Genomic DNA, 17,803 nt, shown 5'->3' with positions numbered 1-17,803 from the left:
CAACTGATATTACTATTAAATTCAATGGCAGACTTCATCACGTAAATTTTTCATGATATCTCCTAAAAACTCTAGTAAAGAAACAATAAAGTTAGCTTTGTTATTACCATGTTTAACTTTAAGTCTTTGTGCAAATACATCGTGGGCTAGTGTCACCTCTTCTTATTCGGAAGGTAGTATTTCAAATACTATGGGCAACTCTACCCCTCACAATAATTCGATAACTTATACTAATAAAGTAATAGATACCAATAGCTTGGAGCTAGAGACTGTAACTTTCTCCAGTACGCCAGCGCCTTATATTTTAGTATCAGCGAAAGCATATAATAGATACGGAGAGACTATGGCCCAAGCCGATGGCACTATGTCTTATAGTATTGATATATCGGGGCCAGCTTCTACCTGGATTCCAGTGGGCTTCGGAGGGCGATATTGGCTATTTGGTCAGGATCTCGCAGCACAGACTATTGATGAAGTTCAGACAGCCTCAAAAGTTGGTTTCTCAGTAGGTGGAGAGACAGGGTTTAGCTATGACTGTGGTAACCATTTATGTACAAGCAATACACGTCACACAGGACGGTCAGATATATGGTTAAACGAAACGTTGATTTCATATGATTCTTTTGCTGGCACTTTTGGTGGAGTCACAGAGATTCTGACTGATGCGTCCGGGCATGCAACACAAATGGTTTATATGGACGCTCTATCTCGATCTCATGCATTCGGTTCAATTTTAACTTTTTATGCGGGGGCTTTTATTGATCCTGAGTTCTATATTGACCCAACTTGGCTAGCTTTAAATCCAGGTGCGACATTATCATTACCCTTAGGCGTTGGTAATGCCATCACACCAGCAGCTGTCCCAGTACCTGCAGCCCTATGGCTGCTCGGTTCTGGCTTACTGGGCTTGACAAGCCTTACACATAAGCGCAAAGAATTGTTATGCTCGCAAAAACGATGCTTATAGGTCGCAGTTTTTGTATTTGTTGGCTTAACGTCCAGTTTAGTTCGATTTCTTACGATTAGACTGTAGGTAGGCAACATTTTTTCGTTGCCTAACAGTCAACGAAACAAACCATTATTTAAATATGCCGGGCACAAAAAAATGTGCCTGATCTGTCTGGTAGGCATGGTCAAATATGCAATATTTATTAGTGATAATATTTAAATTTATTGCACAAAAGCAGTTTTTTCAACTTTAAACTTCGTGTCAAGCTTATGTAAGTGCGCATGATTCAAGGACGATAAAGCTAAACTTATTGTGAGATAAGGACGGAAAGCTACGGAGCCTTTTTTAAAAGGTCAGCCGAGTTGCACATTTGATTAATGAAAGATTACCTAAAGAGAATATGATGAAACATCAAAAAACCTTATTAGCGTTGGCTTTGCTTGCCAGTGTCGCTGTTACCGGAACTGCCCATGCGTCGTTAGTTGATCGTGGTAACGGTATGTTGTATGACAACGTGCTTAATATCACTTGGCTACAAGATGCTAACTATGCTGGTACCTCTGGTTATGCAGGTGCCGTTAATAATGGAAAAATGGAATGGAATACTGCAGTCACGTGGGCCGCCAATTTAGTCTACGGCGGTTTTAGCGACTGGCGCTTGGCCAGCAACACACCGGTCAACGGCAGCAGTTTTAACACCGGATATTCCGAAAATGGCACAACCGATTTCGGTTATAACATTACTAGCTCCAACTCCGAGTTAGCCTATATGTACAACGTTAACCTGGGCTTAAAGGATTATGTTGATACAGCTGGAAATTACCAACCTACATTTGGCATTCATGGCAACGGTTCTAATAACGGACAAGCCAACATCGGCTTGGTCAATAACCTACAAGCCTTGGTTTACTGGTCGGGAACTGAGTACTCGCCCGGTTCTGGCGGCGCTTGGTACTTCGATACATCGGCTGGCTACCAGGCTGGCTACAAGAACGGCGACGAACTTGGCGCTTCTTTCTATGCCTGGGCTGTTCGCCCCGGCGATGTTGCCGCAGTTCCCGTTCCTGGCGCAGTTTGGTTATTCGGTAGCGGTTTGATGGGATTACTGGGCTTTAGACGACAGGCCACATTGGGTAATTTGACCCCGGCGTGACGAGGTTTGCAACCCCGTTATTCACGTTTTTACCCTGCCTGAACCAAGCAGCTATACCTGCCTAACGGAATCAATGGGGTCAGTGTCAATGCCAGTAAGTTAAGGCATAACTAACTGATTATGCTAAAATTACAGGCAATAAAATCACGTATTACCTATGAAATAAAGGCCACCATAAAACATTGGAAAAGTCATTAAATAACATTTTTCTACTCATAAACAATACCCTTAACGACCTTTCATTTATAGACAAACATCGTCTTTCAAATACCGCTTTTATACGGAACAGATCACTCAATTTTTCTACTTTAATACTGTATCTGCTTAACTTTAGAAAGCATTCCAATCAAGTAGAACTCGACCAGTTTTTTAAGGTACTTAATCATAAAAAAGAAGCCTCTCAGTGGATCACAAAGTCGGCCTTTTTTCAGTCCAGAAAACAGCTTTCACATACCGCATTTATCGCGCTTAATCAGCTAGTAATCAATCAGGCTTACCAACACCCTGAGCACTTGAAATTATGGAAAGGCTTTCGCTTATGCGCGATTGATGGTACCTCCATTCGCTTGCCCAATACACCGGATATTACTCAGTACTTTGGCACTCAAAAAGGACGACCAGGGCAAGGGTCTTGCACCATGGGCATGGCATCGGTTTTCTATGATGTTCTGAATCATTTAGTCATCGATTCTTGTATTCATCCCAGGCTTAAATCCGAAAAGTCCTGTATTGATAGTCACATGGCTCATGCGAGTAAAAATGATTTGATTATTTATGATCGTGGCTACCCTGCATTCTGGCTCTATACCTTTCATTTACATCATAAACAATCATTTTGTATGCGGACAAAAACCAAGCAAAGCCTAGTCGTAAAAGACTTTATTAAAAGTAATAAAAGACAGGCAATAGTAACAATTAAGCCCAATAAACCTTCAATTAAAACGTGTGTCGAAAAAGGATTATCAAGTGCCCCGATAAAGCTCAGATTAGTCCGTGTTGATCTTCCTAATGAGGTAGAAGTACTGATTACTAATCTCATGGATACTGAGCTTTATGAAGCTAGTTTATTTAAGTCGTTATATCATCTCCGCTGGGGCGTTGAAGAAAATTATAAACGCTTAAAACAATGGCTTGAAATTGAGAATTTTTCCGGTAAATCAGCGCTCTCAGTTCAACAAGATTTTTATGCCAAAATTATCGCTGCAAATTTAACCGCGTTAATGGCAATGGCGGCACAACAAAAAGTGGACGAGAATACGCAACATTTACGCTTGAATTACCAAGTGAATTTTGCCCAAGCCTTGTCAAAAGCCAAGCATCAGGTCATCAATTTTATCCGGCATTCAACTGACGGATTTTTGTGTGATATTAATCGACTTATTAGTTACATCGCCATAACAATAGAAGCCGTTAGAGAGGGACGTTCGGCACCGAGACTTTTGAAAAATATTAAGAATGACATTCATTTTACAGCCTATAAAAGCTCTTTATAATTAGAGCGTTATATCTTAACTTACTGGCATTGGGGTCAGTGTCGTTGATTTTGAAAACTAAACAACCACGAGCTTAAGATAGTGGGTTTGAAAATCGATGGGGTCACAATCAACGACACTGACCGCATCGATTCTTGATTCCCAATGCAGCTGCAATGGCTACCTGAATTTTGGTAATAAAAAACCCGCTCGGAGTGGGTTTATGGGATAGTTATTTCATAAGTTATGCCTGATAAAGCCAATTCCGCTCTTGAGCTTTAGACATTAATACCTTTGCCTTTCTTTCTATTTCTTTCTTGCTCATATTGGAAAAGCTCAGATAGGCATGCTCAGTAAAAGGTATTCCGTTATAAATGACAGGGACGGATTGTTCGATGCACTGTTCATGGCTGACAGCCATCACCCCTGCTGATTTAAAAGATTGTGTAACTGTAAAATGTAGCCACGACTTTTCTGGACTGATCAAGTCTCCGTTATATACGGAAAGTTCGTTTTCATCTTTTGGTGTTGGGCGAAATGCTTGTGAAGTGACTCGCCCATTTTGAATGAAACTTGGGTTGATTTGTCGCATTAAGAGTGTTTCTGGATTCATACGTTCTCTTCAGGATGCAATTCTTTTAATGCTTGGTTAAGTTTGCTCCAGCCATCGTCATTAGATAAATCAAAATCTGAATCTATACATTTATCCGATTTTAGGTTTAGCGCCTGCCATTCTGCGCATTTTTTATCTAAGTTTATTTCTATAGAGGCTTCCCAGTTTCCGATAGGCCATTCCGCTTGAATATTTCCATCGCTGGTAGGGTATAGGTAAGGCAACGGCAAGTCAGCATCGAATTTTGATTCAAAGCTTTTGCCCAGCCAAAGCAAATTTTCAGGATTAAGAGCGACCCCTTTACCATCCAACCAGCCATCCTCTAGTTTAGCCAGCTCATCTAGGCGCTCATCGACGTCTAATGGATCTATTAGAGTAATGTGCTCTACGAACTCGATGGACTTAGGCTGATTCTGTCTATCTATTTTGATAGCACCTTGCACCACAACCCTAGCATCATTGGCGTAATTATTGAAAGCATCAAGTATAGTGTCTAAATGTTGACTCGTAAGCGGCGCTCTAAGTTTTGTGCCATTTTTTAATTCTAACTCGAATCTCATACGCGATTGATCAGCTTCAGAAATACGACCTTTTAATACCCTATCCTCTGTCCACTCGTCTACCTTGGATGCACGAATAAGTTTTTCACGAGTTTCAAGCGTGAGTTTAGCCAGTTCATTATCATTAAACTCAATATATTCATCGCCTCGCAATCCACGGCCAAAGCGATCAAAATACCCGAGAAATTGTGCTGGTAAAGGCAAAGGTTTGCTTTGTACAGCGCAAGCTATTGTTTCAATTACAAGATCCCTTGCCTGTTTAAAATAATACACATCTGGAGAATCATACATCTCGACCTGTGTCTGTGTGTCTACAGGGCAACTCATTGCATACATTAAGATAATAACCGGAATGGCACTACCATTCTCAATATTTGAAATATGTAATGACAAGTCTTTGCCAAATCCGCTTGGTATTCTTTTTTGTTTTGGATGAGATTCTTTAAACTTCCACTTTGCAACTTCAACAATCATTTCCTCAAGTGCCGCGAAATCTTTTAATAATTCGAGCGGAACACTATGTTTGTTAAATCGCTCACCAACAAGACGAGGTTTTAGAAATTCATGACTCATACGCTTTCTCCTCTTGTGCAATGTTGGCGTAAAACGTAAAAAAAAACCGCATAATAGCGGTTATTTTGTTGGGATCAGTATAGCCTATTCAATTTTTCTTTGTCAAAAACTGCCAAAATAATATTAAATATCCACCACATAGCCCGGTAAATCCGGTGCATCGCCGATAATCGACGCGCCCAGGGCCGGATCAAGTGCAATCAATACTTTCGCCCCGGCAATACGGTTATTAACGCCCCTTACCCGAAAAAAGTACGGGGTCAAGTCTTGCAATCACACATTTGGTCTAACATTACGCTCAACCGGGACGTAGTTATAACTCGGCTTTATTTTTCAGATTTCCGTGGCATCCGGTTAGCTCTACCCTAAAAAATCTAACCATTTCATCGTCCGGTTTGGATCGATTACTGACAATCAGAAAACAATAATTCACCTCTTGTCAGTACATCAAAAATTCACCAAAAAAAAGCCCCATGACCTGAATCATGAGGCTTTAGCCCTAAAAACCAACAAACTTTAGCTATAAACCGGCGGTACCGCCCCCGGCATATCGGCCAAGCCCAACAGGCTTAAACCGTATTGCAGGATAAAGAACACTTCGCCGTCGGTGATCGGGGTACCTGCGCCACCACCTTCGATAGTTTGGTAAACGTCATTGATTACCGGCACCAGGTCATCGGTTGCCGCTTCCCAAGCCGCTTTTTGCGGCGCACTTAAGGCGGCATAAGCTGCTGTTGCGGCATCGTAGGTTAAGCCGCCGGAACCGATTAAGGTTTGGGTTAAAAAACCGTTCCAGGCAAAACCACCGGGAGTGACTGCCTTAATGCGCAGTTTATCGGTGAGGGTTTGGGTGGGTGCGAGCATTGCCGTGCTGTTGACCCAACCTTGCAAGGCACCGGTAACGCGGGTGCGGTTACGCGCGGCTTCTTGTCCGGCGCTGTTTGGGTTGGCCGGAACCACTAACTGCCGTACTACGTTGCGTCCTTTCCATTTTGAAAACACGATTGTGCCGCCAAATTTACCGGATGCGTCCATTGACATCAACGGGCCTGATACTTTTGCCATTTCGCCACCTCTCTGGTGTGATTATTAAACGGTATTGATTTTAATCCCCTCAAACGAAGCACTGTCAAGTTAAGTGCTTGATTTATTGGTAACTTGATGGTGATGGGTTGATTATTTGGTTTTTGGCATGGGTGGTGAGTTTTAGTGTCGCTATCGCGACGGGTTTTGTTGATCGGGTTTTCGCACCCGAGGGCGAGATGCTTTTCTTTGTTCGGCCAAAGAAAAGTATCCAAAAAAAAAGCCGCCCGGTTACCGCTTCATCCTTCACAGCTTGCTTTTAACAGGGGCTTGCCAAAAGGGACTCCTGTCCCTTTGGCAAGGCGTGGCATCCTTGCCACGCCCCTGACGGGCTTGTCCTGTTAACCGCTTCGCTGCTCGGCGCGGTAAACGGGATTATGATAATTATATAGTGGGTTTTAGTGTCGCTATCGCGACGGATTTTGTTGATCGGGTTTTCGCACCCGAAGGCGAGATGCTTTTCTTTGTTCGGCCAAAGAAAAGGTTCCAAAAGAAAAGCCGCCCGGTTGCCGCTTCATCCTTCGCACCTCGCTTTTAACAGGGGCTTGCCAAAAGGGACTCCTGTCCCTTTGGCAAGGCGTGGCATCCTTGCCACGCCCCTGACGGGCTTGTCCTGTTAACCGCTTCGCTACTCGGCGCGGTAAACGGGATGACTGGCTTTAATGGTATCTTGGTGGTGGTGAATTTCAGGTATGAGCTGCCGGAATGACGGGATAGTGAGGTGGGACGTTACGGGATGGGTTGATTTAATAGTATCTTGGCCATAGTTGGCCGGTGGTTTTTAGGGTGGTTTGGCTGCCGCCCGGCAATGGCCCGCCGATACCTGAGCGGATTTGTTGAATAACCCAGTTATTTATTTCGCTGCCGCCGGATCCGGGTAGGGCAAAAAAGCGGCGATGGTTGGTAATATTCCAGGCATTAACACAGGTTAAGCCGCTACGGGTAACGCTGGCGTTGGCGTTATTCATGAGGGCCAGTAAGGCTTTATCGGATACCCGTTGGTAGCGTTTTACACTGGCGTTGCCGGTATTCATAAGGGCCAATAACGCCGGATCTTGTAACCAGTGCCGGTAAATGATTGCCTGATAATTGGCGGCATAATTGCCGATCAGTTGCCGCTGTGTGGCACAGGCAAAGGTGGCGGCTAAGCCGTACTGACAACCGGTTGCCGTAGTCATTAATCGTACCGCAACAACAAGCGCGTAGCGGCATCAACACAGGACGCTCCGCCACAGCGCAAGGTGGTTATTAAGGTGCCGCACTGTTTGAATTTAATGTCGGTGACATTGATGGTTAAGGTGGGTTCTGCATAAGGGCCGTAATCATTGCCATTGCAAAAGGCCACATTCATCCCCGGTGGTTCACTGGGGCCCAGGCAGGGAATCCGCAAACCTTCCGGGATGGCGTTGCCATACGCTGCCGGATTGTTGGACGACAAGATAAACTGACAACCGTTTTCTTTAACCGGAATAACGCCGGTAAAGGGTGCACATAACGACCAATGCGCGGAGGTGCTTAAACCGCCATCCAGTAAAATACCGGTATCGACATCAGTAATATTGGCATCTTTGCGCCGTTCCAGACTAAACCAGAACGGGCCGGTTGTGACACTGGTAAACAGCGCAAAACACACGCGGTTACTGGCACCGCTGCCAAAACAGACATGCGGGTTGATGATATCGTTGGTGGTGTTGGTCAGTTGTAAACGCGGTAACAAGATAACGCCGGTCATGGTGCCGCCTACGGTGTAAGTGGTGCCGACGGTGATCCAGATTGACGGTTGCAAGACGGCCGCTCCGCTGCCAAATTCCACTTTGATAAAAACGGGGGTTAAGCCGTCATTGGTACGGTAAACCTTAAAGCCCATGCTGGTCTGGGTTGCCGCCGGTTTTAATACGGTGGTTAAATCAAGTTGCGCGGCATCGGTAACATTGACAAAGCCGAGCATAAAAACACTGTGGATGAAAGTCGCCCAGGCCCTGAACAGGGTATCGGTGCTGTTGGAGTTATACAGGCTGTTGGTGAATAAAGTGGCCATTAGTGTTCCTTTCTTAAAAAAGTAAACGCCACGGTGATTACTGCCGGTGCGCCGTTATTGGTGATGGTGTAATAAATAGTGTCGGATGGCACCGCTTCCATGTTGGAGCCGTGCGCGTGTGGGTCCAGCGATTGGGACAATACGCTAACGGCGTTGATATCCAGGATTAAGCCCATGCCCTGCGTGGGTGCCTGAAATACTGAACGCCCGACATCGGCATCTCTGTTCGCTGCGCTGTTGTACAAGCGGATTCTGGCGGCGCTGGATAATACGACCTGTAGTAGCTCGAACGAGGTTGCCATACTAAATTTGCCGGTTTCCCAATTAAGATTGGCAATGATGCCGGTGGTTACTGTGGCGGTTTCCCGAATGCCTGAGGCGGTGCCGGGTGGGCCTTGGTCACCTTGTTGTCCGGTGGCTCCCTGTTCGCCTTGGTCGCCTTTAGCGCCGGTAAAACCACGCTCACCGGTTTCACCTTTAAACGCGGTTGCTGCCAGGCGCCGTGTGCCTTCCGGCGCTTCTATGATTAAGCTGTCGGTGGCTTGAACCGGTCTGGCCAGTAAAATTAACTCGTTGATGTGTGGCATGGCCTTGGTTAATCAACCTCTATCCTTTCGCTGTACTCGTTCACCAACGGCAAGCTATCCAAAGTCAGCAAGGTATCCGGCGGATAAATGGATTTGGCCAAGCCCAACGAGACATATAAATTCCAGCCATTGAGGCCGCCGATTTCGGCGGCTTGTTGCCGGTAATCGTCTTGTTCTTGCTTGCTTAACAAGTGCCAGGCGGTACAAATGCCGTTAAAGCGCTCGCGTTGTTTAGCCTGGGCCGGTGATGGCGCTTGTTGGTTTTGTTTGCCGGGTGCCAGCGGTTTGTAAACATGGCTGCCCCACTGGCCGGAACGGTATTGCATCCCGCCCTTGGCGATATTGCCGTGTGCGGTTTTTGAAAACAACGGGGTGGTGACTTTGGCCATGGTTAAAATTCCGTTAAGGGATGGGCTTTGCAATAGCGGCGAATATACAGGTTAAAACCGGTCATGCGTAATTTGGCGGCTTGCCGGCACCAATCGGTTTTTGCCGTGTTGTCCAGGTGTTTATAGGCGGCGGTTGCCGCTGCCAGGCGCTTCCGGCTTTGTAATTGGGTGGGTGATTGTTTGTCCCGGATACTGACCTGGATGCGGATTTGTAAATCCATGCGGCCCCGATTTTCTATGTTGCCCAAGCCTTTACGGACGCGCTGGTAAACCAGTTTGAAGGGTTTGCCGGTTAACGGGTTGTAGCCGTCATGGAATTTGCCGGTAACGGCGACGGTGACTTGATGCACAGGTTTTTTTACTGTCGGCATCCCGGATGCTCCTGTAAGTATTGCCGCCAATAAACGCCCCACCGGGGCCGTGATCCGCTCGGGATGGCGGCATGGGCTTTTTTGGCCACTGAAAAACAGGCGCGCAGGCGTAGCTGTTTGGCGGTTTTCCGGTCGGTTGGTACGCTTAACGGGATAAACTGTGGCCCGGTTTGTCCTTGGCGAAACGCGCCAATATTGCCAAGGTTGCCTTTGGCTGAATCTGAAAATAGCGGGCGGATGACTTTAACCATTATTGCCGTCTTCTTCGGTGATATTGCGGTTATTGTGCATTAAATAGGCTCTTTTTTCTGTAATACTCAACCGATAACATCCATTGAAGGGATGGTATCGGGAAGATGCTTGTGCATTAAATCGGCTCTTTTTTCTGTAATACTCAACCGATAACAGCCCTTGAAGGGATGGTATCGGGAAGGTTGCTGATGGTTTAAAAATCTCCCCTAACCCCTCTTTGCCAAAGAGGGGAACTGTGTAAGGCGTGTTAACCGGGTGCCTTGCCAACATAAACCGTTACCGTTTCGTGATGAGTGACTTTGACGGCATCATTGCGGGCAAAGTACACACCACGACCGGGCGGAGTGGTGATGACCACGCCTAACCGGTTGCAGTTGGTGGGTTGTTTGAAGGTGTCGCCCAGGCGCGGATTACGTAATACCTGCAAGTGGTTGGTACATTGCCAGTTATGTTCGGTTTCACTGACCAGTGCCATCGGGTAGACATCGCTTTTTTGCCAGTTGGTGAGTAAATAATTTTTTGGCTGAAGCTCGCCTGCCGGTTCCCGGAAAAAATACGGCCAGCAACACCGTGCATACCAGGCAGTGTTGACCCGGAAACTGGCGACGGCTTTAACCTGACTGGCCAAAACCAGTAAAACCGGCCTCGTGTCGGTTTTATTGACAACAACCGGTAAGAAAAACGTCAAGCGCCGCTGCGCAAACCATAAATCCCGCCACACGCCGCCAATCACTTCACCTTGCCAGCCGGGCGCCGGTTGTAAAGCCGTGCCATCGCCTGCCGGTGTTGGGTAGGTTTTTGACCAGGTTGTGTAAACGCAATCGGTTTGCAGGCGTAAGGGATCGGCATACAAACCGTTAACCGGGCGCTCATAGGCCTTGATGACCGGCTCGCCGTATTCAGTGCGGTCACGACTTGGCGTTAAGGTATGCCAATAGGCAGGTTTAAAATTATAACTTCTGATCTCGGCCAAGCGCTCGGCATAAAACAAACTCGGGTTATTGGGTTGCCATTGCTGAACCAACCAACGCGCGGCATCGCGGCGTAGTGTTAACGCAGGATCGAGAGCCGCCGGTGGTTGCGCTTGCCGTACACTGGCTTTTAAGCCGATGCGCGGCGTTAACCCGCCATGTTCCTCGGGTGCGGTTAACAATGCGCAGTAACCAGCCAACAAACTGGGCGGGATGTGTTGATGGCTTACCGTAGCCATACATCCGCCACAAACGGCACCGCGACCCGCCAGCGCTGCCAAAATTGCCGGTAAATCCGCTCGGCCAACGCCGCCGAATCAACGGCCAGTGAGGTGTCAAAATTACTGATGGCACTGGCTTTGCTGATGTTGTGCGAACCGATAACGACCAGTTGCTTATCCAGCAACAGGATTTTTTCGTGCAGGGTTTTACCGGTGGGCATGATGCGGATTTTCCAGCCGGCGGCCTGTAACTTACGCGCCGCCTTGGTGTTGAAGGGAATCCGGCGGTTAAGGTTGTGCGGCTGATCGATGATACAGCGACACGTCAAGCCACGCAGTCCGGCCTTAACCAGGCTATCGACCAGATTTAACTTGCCGACTTCCGGTGAACGCCAATGGTCGGAAATCATGTAAATCGACAAATGGATGGATGTTAACGCCTGATCGACTTGCTGCACAAACCACGGTGCCCAGTCATCACCCGACAATAAGCGGATATTGGCCTCGGCAACCTGAAAACCGCTTAACGGTGGCATTAACTGAACTCCAGTTCGGCGCCCAACACCTGCTCGGTTATTTGGCGGCCACAAAACGGGCAAAACTGAAAACCGATATCGGTCATGCCGTTACCGGTTTCAGTTTGAAAATAATGGCCACAAGCGGTCTCAAAGTCCCATTCGGCCTGAAAACGCCGCCAATGACAACGGCTTTGCTCTGGTAGCTTGATAATTTTTAATTTCATGGCACGACCGGCTGTTGTGGTGGATTGATGTTTTGGGTTTGGTATTCGGAAATGTACAGCTGATAACCGTTGTGGCCGGTGTAAACCGCTGCCGCTTTCCAGACGTTTTTTTGGGCAGTGTTCAAGGCTTGCCAGCCGCTAACCGCCTGACCAAAACGTAACGCCTGCGCCTGTTGTGCCTGTGATCGGGTGGCAGGACAGGCACGGATACCATGCACGGTAGTTTTACCGCTGCCGGTCCGAAACTCCAGAAGATTATTAAATTTGCCGGTGGCCGCGACCGAAAACAACGGGCCTTTGACGGTGGCCATTAGTCTTTCTCCCGGGTTTGTTCGTGTAAATGCACGGTATGCATCACCAAGGATTCAACCGCAAAAATCAGCCGTGCGCCCATGTGCGACCCGGTGGACACCAGTGCCGCCGTTAAAAAGCCCTCGGTGCCTGCCGATACCGCCAGAAAATAGGTAATTAAGCCGGCCATCTGGCAATAAAAAATATCCAGAAAAAAACTGCTATACGGCGAGCCCAAAGTTTCCCCCTTGCAGATCCGGTTACAGTAGGTGGCCATGCCTGACAACAACGATAACCCGCAAACCCACAAGTAAGTCAGCACTGGTAAAGCTATTTCTGTTGAGAGTTTCATGTTAAAAAAATCCGCTTAAAATTCTTGTTAACCCTGATTTTGTTTAGCGTAGTTGCGTATTACGCCTGAAAGCTGCCAAATTTTGCTTGTTTTTTTCTCTGTCTATCGGTGCTTTTGGTTTTGCCGGTTGCTGTGATCTGTTTACTTTTTCCCGTTCAATTTTTATTTTAAGCCCGGGTGTTGAGTCGAAAGCACCGGAATTTAAACGCCGCACCAAACCTCCAAGCAAGGCAAGCGGTGATGTTTGCACTCTACCGGCCCCGATTGCTGCCGCCAACACATCCAATACATCCTGTGCTTGTGCGCCGCACGGAACTAAAAGTTGCCGTGCGGCCTGCTGCTCAATAGCGCTTAATTGCCGTGGAAAAACCAATACTTCCGTTATGTTTTCTGGTAATTGGCTTTTTCCTGACACAGAAAAATCATCACTACCACCACTGCTGTTTTTCTTTTGCGCGGTGTTATTAACAAAAGCTGTAGTCGTGGTGGTCTTTCTTTCACTTTCTTTTACTTTTCTTTTGTATGTGTCACGGGTGACCACACTTTTAGCAATAAAACGCTTAAATTTGACCACACTTGGTGTGTCACCGGTGACTACACTTTGTTCTGAAAAATCCCCATTTTTGACCACACTTTGCTCAAAAACCGGATTATTTATACCTGTATTTGTCTTTAAAGTGTGGTCATCCATGATCATACTTACCGGTAAACTGTGGTCACTGATGACCATACTTTCTTGTAGACTGTGGTCACCAGTGACCACAGTTTTTTTTGATTTTTTGCTCTGGCTACTGCTTTTTTCCATTAAATTCCATTCGTCATAATGTTTATTAATCCCGACTGTATGCGTGTATGTGTCAGTGTTACGGAGCAGGATATTTTTTTCAATTAAGGATCTTATTGTTCGCGCAACATTACTTCGTTCAATACCGGTCATTTGTGCTAATTGTGTATTGCCTATGCTGTCTGCTTTTTTATGATATCCGTAAGTTTTTCGTATAATGGCCAATATGATCTGATATTCACATTTACTAAATTCAAAGCGATAAAGTGCTTCAAGAAGTTCGTTTACTATACGGGTGTATCCGTTTTCGGTTTGTGGATTTGACATGGTTAAAAATAGACTTTATGGCTTATTATGCTGCTACTTTTTTCCCCTGATAAAAGAACTTAATAAGTTCTTCTTCTGTAATTGCCCCCTTACTCGCTTCGGCCAAGCCTTGTAACAACTTTTTGCGTGGAATTTTGTACCGATTGATTAAGTGTGTGTGAATATAATATGCAGTTGTACCCGCACGGCTTGCGTAGTCTTCACGCGCCTCTTTTGTCAACCCTAAAAAATATTCTTTAAACATAATAGCCCCTAATAAAACAAGCCATATATTACCATAAAGATAATAATTTATACAGCGATATTATCACCAAAAAAGTAATATTGTAAATAAAATTTAGTGCTCTACGCTTTTGCAGATATTCCCTTAAAGGTAATAATTAATGTACAATGGACAAATGGATATAATGGATATAACAGAAATTAGAAGAAAAAATGCGCGGCATCTATCGACTGCTGTCGGTGGCATTAATTCTTTTGCTGAAAAGACCGGTAAATCACAATCACAAATTAGTAGTTTGATCGGTAAAAGCCCAATAAAAAATATTGGTAACAAGATCGCGTGCGAAATAGAAACTGCATTTAATAAGCCTAAAGGTTGGCTTGATAATGTGCATCCTGAGTTATATGGCGAAACAGACGATAACCATGAGGAATTGACTGGTGCGGCCAATGACAGGGAGGACTTAACTGATGAAGCAATTGAATTTGCGCGTTTATGGCAAAACTTACCCTCTGACCAAAGGGCCGTACTTAGTGACACCGCTCAAGCGTTTGTGGATTCTACAAAAAAACAAATCCGTAAAAAACATCCCAAAGGCACGGTAGCCTTTTTGGTAAACAAACAGGGTTAATGCCTGGAATCATGTAGTAGATCTGTGACTACTACATGAGACAACCCACGTAGGGCAGGGTATGTATGAACTGGATAATGGCCGGGCAAGCCTTGCAAGTAATTGATTTTTAAGCTCTTGTTAAGTAAGTAGATGTCTCTTAATCCATAGGTCCGGGGTTCGAACCCCCGACACCCCACCAATAAAATTAAGGCCTTACGAGAAATCGAAGGCCTTTTTTATTGCTTAAAATTTTGACAATTCTAAAATGTAACCAGTTTGTAACCGCATTTACTCAATATAACTACCAAAAAATTATATTTGTTGAGTAAATAAATCACCGCAACATTTGCCAGCAATTCAGGTGCAAAAAAGTAGGTTTTATTCGGCTACTTCTTTATGTCGTTTTACGCATGAGGCTATGTAAATAGAGAAAGTTAGTTGGCTAAGTTGTTAGAAAAGCTAAAATGCAATTAGTTACTTTTATTATAAGTGTTATATCCTTTATATATTGGGCTTAATACAATTTAAAGCACGATATGTTTATTCTAAATTGAGGTGGCTTTCTTTAGTGGATCACTGTTGGATTTTCGTCATTAGCTCCATATAAATAATATCTCTCGGTTCGCTCATTTTTTTTAGTGGTTCGCAGGATTTAAAAACACTACATATAGTGTTTTCAGAAGTTTTTATAAAAAATTATCGCTTGGCGATGATTTGATGTCAGAAACTTCATGTCTTGTATCTAAAAAAATGATATTTAAAATTTAAAGCGGGTGATTTTGTCTTTTTTATGCAACAAATAATACCAATCTTTCGAACTGCCTTTAAAAATGGGCGAACCGTGAGTTCATAGTTAGGTTTTACATACATATAGTGGCCGATTGTAACTATTCGTTTCGTGCTGGAATTAATTCCGGATAGCTACCATTCAAATCAGCTATATTAAAGTAAGTCCAACGCCCCTACCCATAACTGCCTTATCGGGTAGCTTTTTGATTGGCAGGTCAGTATTGCATTGCAGACCATCACAAGAGAAACTAATAGAAACCGAAGAGCATTTCTGAATTTATTGCCTAAAATCTGGTTTTCATAGAAGATATAGTTCTTCTTGATTTTCGCTTGAATGTCGTATTTATTCTCACAACTTATGGTGTTGAATCTAAGGATAGCTATTAAATCAATTGCTTAAACACAAACAACTGGAGTTATACGACAAATGCATCGGATTATTGGGCACTTAATGTCGTATATGTTACTTTGGGGGTTTAAGTACGACCATTATGACTTGCAGGATTGATATGGCAGACGCTCTATTGGCTAGAGCGCAATTCCATCGAAGTGAGATCGGAGATCATGGTGATTCCTATGAGGCTTCACTGCTAGCCGGGGAAGTGCAGCTAGAGTTGAAAATTATCGTCAAGGAAATATTCGATCACCTGCGATCATGTTTAGATTATACAGCCCGCGACGTGGTGGAACGTACTTCTCCGCTGAGCAACAAGCCTGTTTATTTTCCCATTGTTGGCAAGACATTTGCGTCTAAGGACTTCAAAGGTCGGTTTGGACAATTAATGCCGGGCGTGGCAATCAATCATCCTGCATCCTGAATTGATCGACACTTTTGCATCCTTCCAACCATTTTCATCGCCGAAAAATGGCTGGATTTCTGATTTTGCGACTCTTTGTAATCAGAGCAAACACGAGAATCTTGCTGTCTCATCCAGGGAAGGTCTGCGCACCATTCTTGAGCGTGCGGAGGATGGCATTACCGTCATGCGCCTCGAGAAATCAGATGGAACTAGCTTCGTAAGATCTCCGTTGATGCTGCTTTCTGAATATCCAGAAGATGGGGTTGGAGAGTATGTTTCGTATTACATTTCGCTTACGGAAATTGATGAAGAGCTACTATGGTTCCTTGATCAATGCATATCAGGCATTGGAAGGATTATTCAGACAATCCGGGCGAGTCTGTAAATGAATCAAGACCCAACTGTTAAACAGCTTCCAATATTTGCCACTTTCAGCTCCCGCTTTTCAGTGAAGTAGAGCATTGAGTATTTTAAAAGCAGCAGCATAGCTAAGTCTATTGTTTAATTTTGACGCTCTTTTCTCACAAAACTAGCAAATTTTGCACGCTTTTTAACATTGTATTGAAATTTAATTATGAAGGAGTCCATTAGATGAGTGTTAACGAAGGCGAACAATTAAGAACAGCAGTCGATATTGCTGCTAAATTTAATTTTGCAGTGTATCAAGTCATCAATGAAATTAAAAAAATTGGTTTCAATGTAGGTCGTAATGAAATACTAGACGACAACTTAATTGAAAGAGTAGTTACTATTTTTGAAGATAAAAATAATACAGTAGAACAGATGGTAATTGACCGTCAAAAAAAGATAATTGACCGTCAAAAAAAGGCGATTGCAGATCAAGAAGAACTTAATAAATTAATAGATAGCTTAGATTTAATAGAGTTAGAAGAAATATCAAATGAACCAAAAAAAGAAAAAATTGATTTTTTCACCTATGCGCTTGAAAATTTTGATAAGGCATTATTGAAACTAGAGAATGTTAGTGAAAAATTGGCCGATTCATTATATAAATCAAATAAATTTAATTTTGATAACATTTACTTGATAGCACAAAAGGAAGAATCCGAAAAAACAGGCGTGTTCGAATATTCTTTATACTGCATGCAATCAGAAGACAACGAAATATATACCTCTATTTGGGATAATAATGAGTCTTTATTTGTTTGGAAAGCGGCTAATTTTATTCAGGATGAATATTGTAGAATTGAATTCAATGAATTTTACTTAATGTTCATCTTACAGAATAAAGGAAATATCAAGAATATTTTTCTAAATACATCACCAGAAATAAATGACTTTTCTAGTGCTATAAACGCAGCGATTGATAAATTGGAGCTATTTTCAGCAATCGGTTGTTGGCCTGCAATAAAATATTTTTTGTTACAAAAAGGGATATCTGATGTAATCATAGAATTAATTGAAAGTTATATAGTTGACAACACCTTATCTAAAAATCAGATAAAACAACGGTGTATCAACAAATCGGGAAAGGGCAATACATCACCCATGAGCGGGCAGATTTTGTAAAACTGCCCGAATCCGGCGAGACGAAGAGCATCAGCTATAGCGCTGAGGGTAAAGCCGTTGTTTCTGAGGCTGCACTAGTGCAAAAACAATCACGGAAAATTTAGCGAGCAAGTCACTGGA

General features: G+C 44.2%; 24 protein-coding genes and 1 riboswitch. Of the genes, 7 read left to right on the top strand and 17 right to left on the bottom strand.

Going from position 1 to position 17,803, the window contains the following annotated elements; all coding sequences use genetic code 11:
* Window positions 1-52 precede the first annotated feature (52 nt).
* The 3 genes from KKZ03_RS20310 (at window position 53) to KKZ03_RS20300 (ending at window position 3,595) form a co-directional block, all read left to right on the top strand.
* Window positions 53-967, top strand: coding sequence for a hypothetical protein (locus KKZ03_RS20310; protein WP_243218564.1), 915 nt, complete (start codon window positions 53-55; stop codon window positions 965-967).
* Between the two features lie 272 nt (window positions 968-1,239).
* Window positions 1,240-1,319, top strand: a riboswitch (cyclic di-GMP riboswitch).
* Window positions 1,320-1,349: 30 nt separating this feature from the next.
* On the top strand, window positions 1,350-2,102 hold the full coding sequence (locus tag KKZ03_RS20305) for a hypothetical protein (RefSeq protein WP_243218563.1): 753 nt from the start codon (window positions 1,350-1,352) through the stop codon (window positions 2,100-2,102).
* A gap of 182 nt (window positions 2,103-2,284) precedes the next feature.
* The gene (locus tag KKZ03_RS20300) at window positions 2,285-3,595 is read left to right on the top strand and encodes an IS4 family transposase (protein WP_243218562.1); all 1,311 of its coding nucleotides are present in this window, start codon (window positions 2,285-2,287) and stop codon (window positions 3,593-3,595) included.
* A 223-nt stretch (window positions 3,596-3,818) separates the two neighbouring features.
* On the opposite strand, the gene KKZ03_RS20295 is transcribed toward KKZ03_RS20300, so the two are convergent.
* From KKZ03_RS20295 to KKZ03_RS20215, 17 genes are all read right to left on the bottom strand, one after another.
* Window positions 3,819-4,187: a hypothetical protein gene (locus KKZ03_RS20295; RefSeq protein ID WP_243218561.1), complete on the bottom strand. Its 369-nt coding sequence runs from the start codon at window positions 4,185-4,187 to the stop codon at window positions 3,819-3,821.
* Window positions 4,184-5,320 (bottom strand): hypothetical protein, encoded by a 1,137-nt coding sequence (locus tag KKZ03_RS20290; protein ID WP_243218560.1) that lies wholly within the window; start codon window positions 5,318-5,320, stop codon window positions 4,184-4,186. The genes KKZ03_RS20295 and KKZ03_RS20290 overlap by 4 nt, the downstream gene beginning before the upstream one ends.
* 123 nt (window positions 5,321-5,443) lie before the next feature.
* Window positions 5,444-5,593: a hypothetical protein gene (locus KKZ03_RS20285; RefSeq protein ID WP_243218559.1), complete on the bottom strand. Its 150-nt coding sequence runs from the start codon at window positions 5,591-5,593 to the stop codon at window positions 5,444-5,446.
* 243 nt (window positions 5,594-5,836) lie between these two features.
* Window positions 5,837-6,385, bottom strand: a complete 549-nt coding sequence (locus tag KKZ03_RS20280; protein WP_243218558.1) for a hypothetical protein — start codon at window positions 6,383-6,385, stop codon at window positions 5,837-5,839.
* Window positions 6,386-7,149: 764 nt separating this feature from the next.
* The gene (locus KKZ03_RS20275) at window positions 7,150-7,581 is read right to left on the bottom strand and encodes a hypothetical protein (RefSeq protein ID WP_243218557.1); all 432 of its coding nucleotides are present in this window, start codon (window positions 7,579-7,581) and stop codon (window positions 7,150-7,152) included.
* Window positions 7,581-8,441, bottom strand: coding sequence for a hypothetical protein (locus tag KKZ03_RS20270; protein WP_243218556.1), 861 nt, complete (start codon window positions 8,439-8,441; stop codon window positions 7,581-7,583). The genes KKZ03_RS20275 and KKZ03_RS20270 overlap by 1 nt, the downstream gene beginning before the upstream one ends.
* The gene (locus tag KKZ03_RS20265; RefSeq protein WP_243218555.1) at window positions 8,441-9,028 is read right to left on the bottom strand and encodes a collagen-like protein; all 588 of its coding nucleotides are present in this window, start codon (window positions 9,026-9,028) and stop codon (window positions 8,441-8,443) included. The genes KKZ03_RS20270 and KKZ03_RS20265 overlap by 1 nt, the downstream gene beginning before the upstream one ends.
* A gap of 8 nt (window positions 9,029-9,036) precedes the next feature.
* On the bottom strand, window positions 9,037-9,417 hold the full coding sequence (locus KKZ03_RS20260) for a hypothetical protein (RefSeq protein ID WP_243218554.1): 381 nt from the start codon (window positions 9,415-9,417) through the stop codon (window positions 9,037-9,039).
* 2 nt (window positions 9,418-9,419) lie between these two features.
* Window positions 9,420-9,788: a hypothetical protein gene (locus KKZ03_RS20255; protein ID WP_243218553.1), complete on the bottom strand. Its 369-nt coding sequence runs from the start codon at window positions 9,786-9,788 to the stop codon at window positions 9,420-9,422.
* Window positions 9,776-10,039 carry a hypothetical protein gene (locus KKZ03_RS20250; RefSeq protein WP_243218552.1) on the bottom strand — a complete coding sequence of 88 codons (264 nt, stop codon included), beginning with the start codon at window positions 10,037-10,039 and terminating at the stop codon, window positions 9,776-9,778. Before KKZ03_RS20250 ends, KKZ03_RS20255 begins: the two co-directional genes overlap by 13 nt.
* A gap of 248 nt (window positions 10,040-10,287) precedes the next feature.
* Window positions 10,288-11,250 (bottom strand): hypothetical protein, encoded by a 963-nt coding sequence (locus tag KKZ03_RS20245; RefSeq protein ID WP_243218551.1) that lies wholly within the window; start codon window positions 11,248-11,250, stop codon window positions 10,288-10,290.
* Window positions 11,238-11,768: a phospholipase D-like domain-containing protein gene (locus tag KKZ03_RS20240; protein ID WP_243218550.1), complete on the bottom strand. Its 531-nt coding sequence runs from the start codon at window positions 11,766-11,768 to the stop codon at window positions 11,238-11,240. The genes KKZ03_RS20245 and KKZ03_RS20240 overlap by 13 nt, the downstream gene beginning before the upstream one ends.
* Window positions 11,768-11,974 carry a hypothetical protein gene (locus KKZ03_RS20235; protein WP_243218549.1) on the bottom strand — a complete coding sequence of 69 codons (207 nt, stop codon included), beginning with the start codon at window positions 11,972-11,974 and terminating at the stop codon, window positions 11,768-11,770. The genes KKZ03_RS20240 and KKZ03_RS20235 overlap by 1 nt, the downstream gene beginning before the upstream one ends.
* Entirely contained in the window at window positions 11,971-12,285 is a 315-nt protein-coding gene (locus KKZ03_RS20230) for a hypothetical protein (protein ID WP_243218548.1), read from the bottom strand. The genes KKZ03_RS20235 and KKZ03_RS20230 overlap by 4 nt, the downstream gene beginning before the upstream one ends.
* On the bottom strand, window positions 12,285-12,617 hold the full coding sequence (locus KKZ03_RS20225) for a phage holin family protein (protein ID WP_243218547.1): 333 nt from the start codon (window positions 12,615-12,617) through the stop codon (window positions 12,285-12,287). Before KKZ03_RS20225 ends, KKZ03_RS20230 begins: the two co-directional genes overlap by 1 nt.
* Window positions 12,618-12,660: 43 nt before the next feature.
* Window positions 12,661-13,728 (bottom strand): replication protein, encoded by a 1,068-nt coding sequence (locus KKZ03_RS20220; RefSeq protein WP_243218546.1) that lies wholly within the window; start codon window positions 13,726-13,728, stop codon window positions 12,661-12,663.
* Between the two features lie 25 nt (window positions 13,729-13,753).
* Window positions 13,754-13,972: a hypothetical protein gene (locus tag KKZ03_RS20215; RefSeq protein ID WP_243218545.1), complete on the bottom strand. Its 219-nt coding sequence runs from the start codon at window positions 13,970-13,972 to the stop codon at window positions 13,754-13,756.
* A gap of 163 nt (window positions 13,973-14,135) precedes the next feature.
* Here KKZ03_RS20215 and KKZ03_RS20210 point away from each other — a divergent pair, with 163 nt between their 5' ends.
* The 4 genes from KKZ03_RS20210 to KKZ03_RS20195 all read left to right on the top strand — a co-directional run bounded on the left by KKZ03_RS20210 (window position 14,136) and on the right by KKZ03_RS20195 (window position 17,683).
* A complete protein-coding gene (locus tag KKZ03_RS20210; protein ID WP_243218544.1) occupies window positions 14,136-14,582 on the top strand; it encodes a hypothetical protein in 447 nt (148 codons plus the stop codon).
* Window positions 14,583-15,862: 1,280 nt separating this feature from the next.
* Window positions 15,863-16,171 carry a hypothetical protein gene (locus KKZ03_RS20205; RefSeq protein ID WP_243218543.1) on the top strand — a complete coding sequence of 103 codons (309 nt, stop codon included), beginning with the start codon at window positions 15,863-15,865 and terminating at the stop codon, window positions 16,169-16,171.
* A gap of 1 nt (window position 16,172) precedes the next feature.
* Complete coding sequence (locus KKZ03_RS20200) at window positions 16,173-16,538, top strand: hypothetical protein (RefSeq protein WP_243218542.1); 366 nt, start codon at window positions 16,173-16,175, stop codon at window positions 16,536-16,538.
* 206 nt (window positions 16,539-16,744) lie between these two features.
* Window positions 16,745-17,683, top strand: coding sequence for a hypothetical protein (locus KKZ03_RS20195; protein ID WP_243218541.1), 939 nt, complete (start codon window positions 16,745-16,747; stop codon window positions 17,681-17,683).
* Window positions 17,684-17,803: the final 120 nt, after the last annotated feature.

It is taken from the genome of Methylobacter sp. S3L5C (assembly GCF_022788635.1).
Lineage (GTDB): Bacteria > Pseudomonadota > Gammaproteobacteria > Methylococcales > Methylomonadaceae > Methylobacter_C.
The sequence above is the reverse complement of the archived record's forward strand: the minus strand, read 5'-3'. Positions and strand labels throughout refer to the sequence as shown.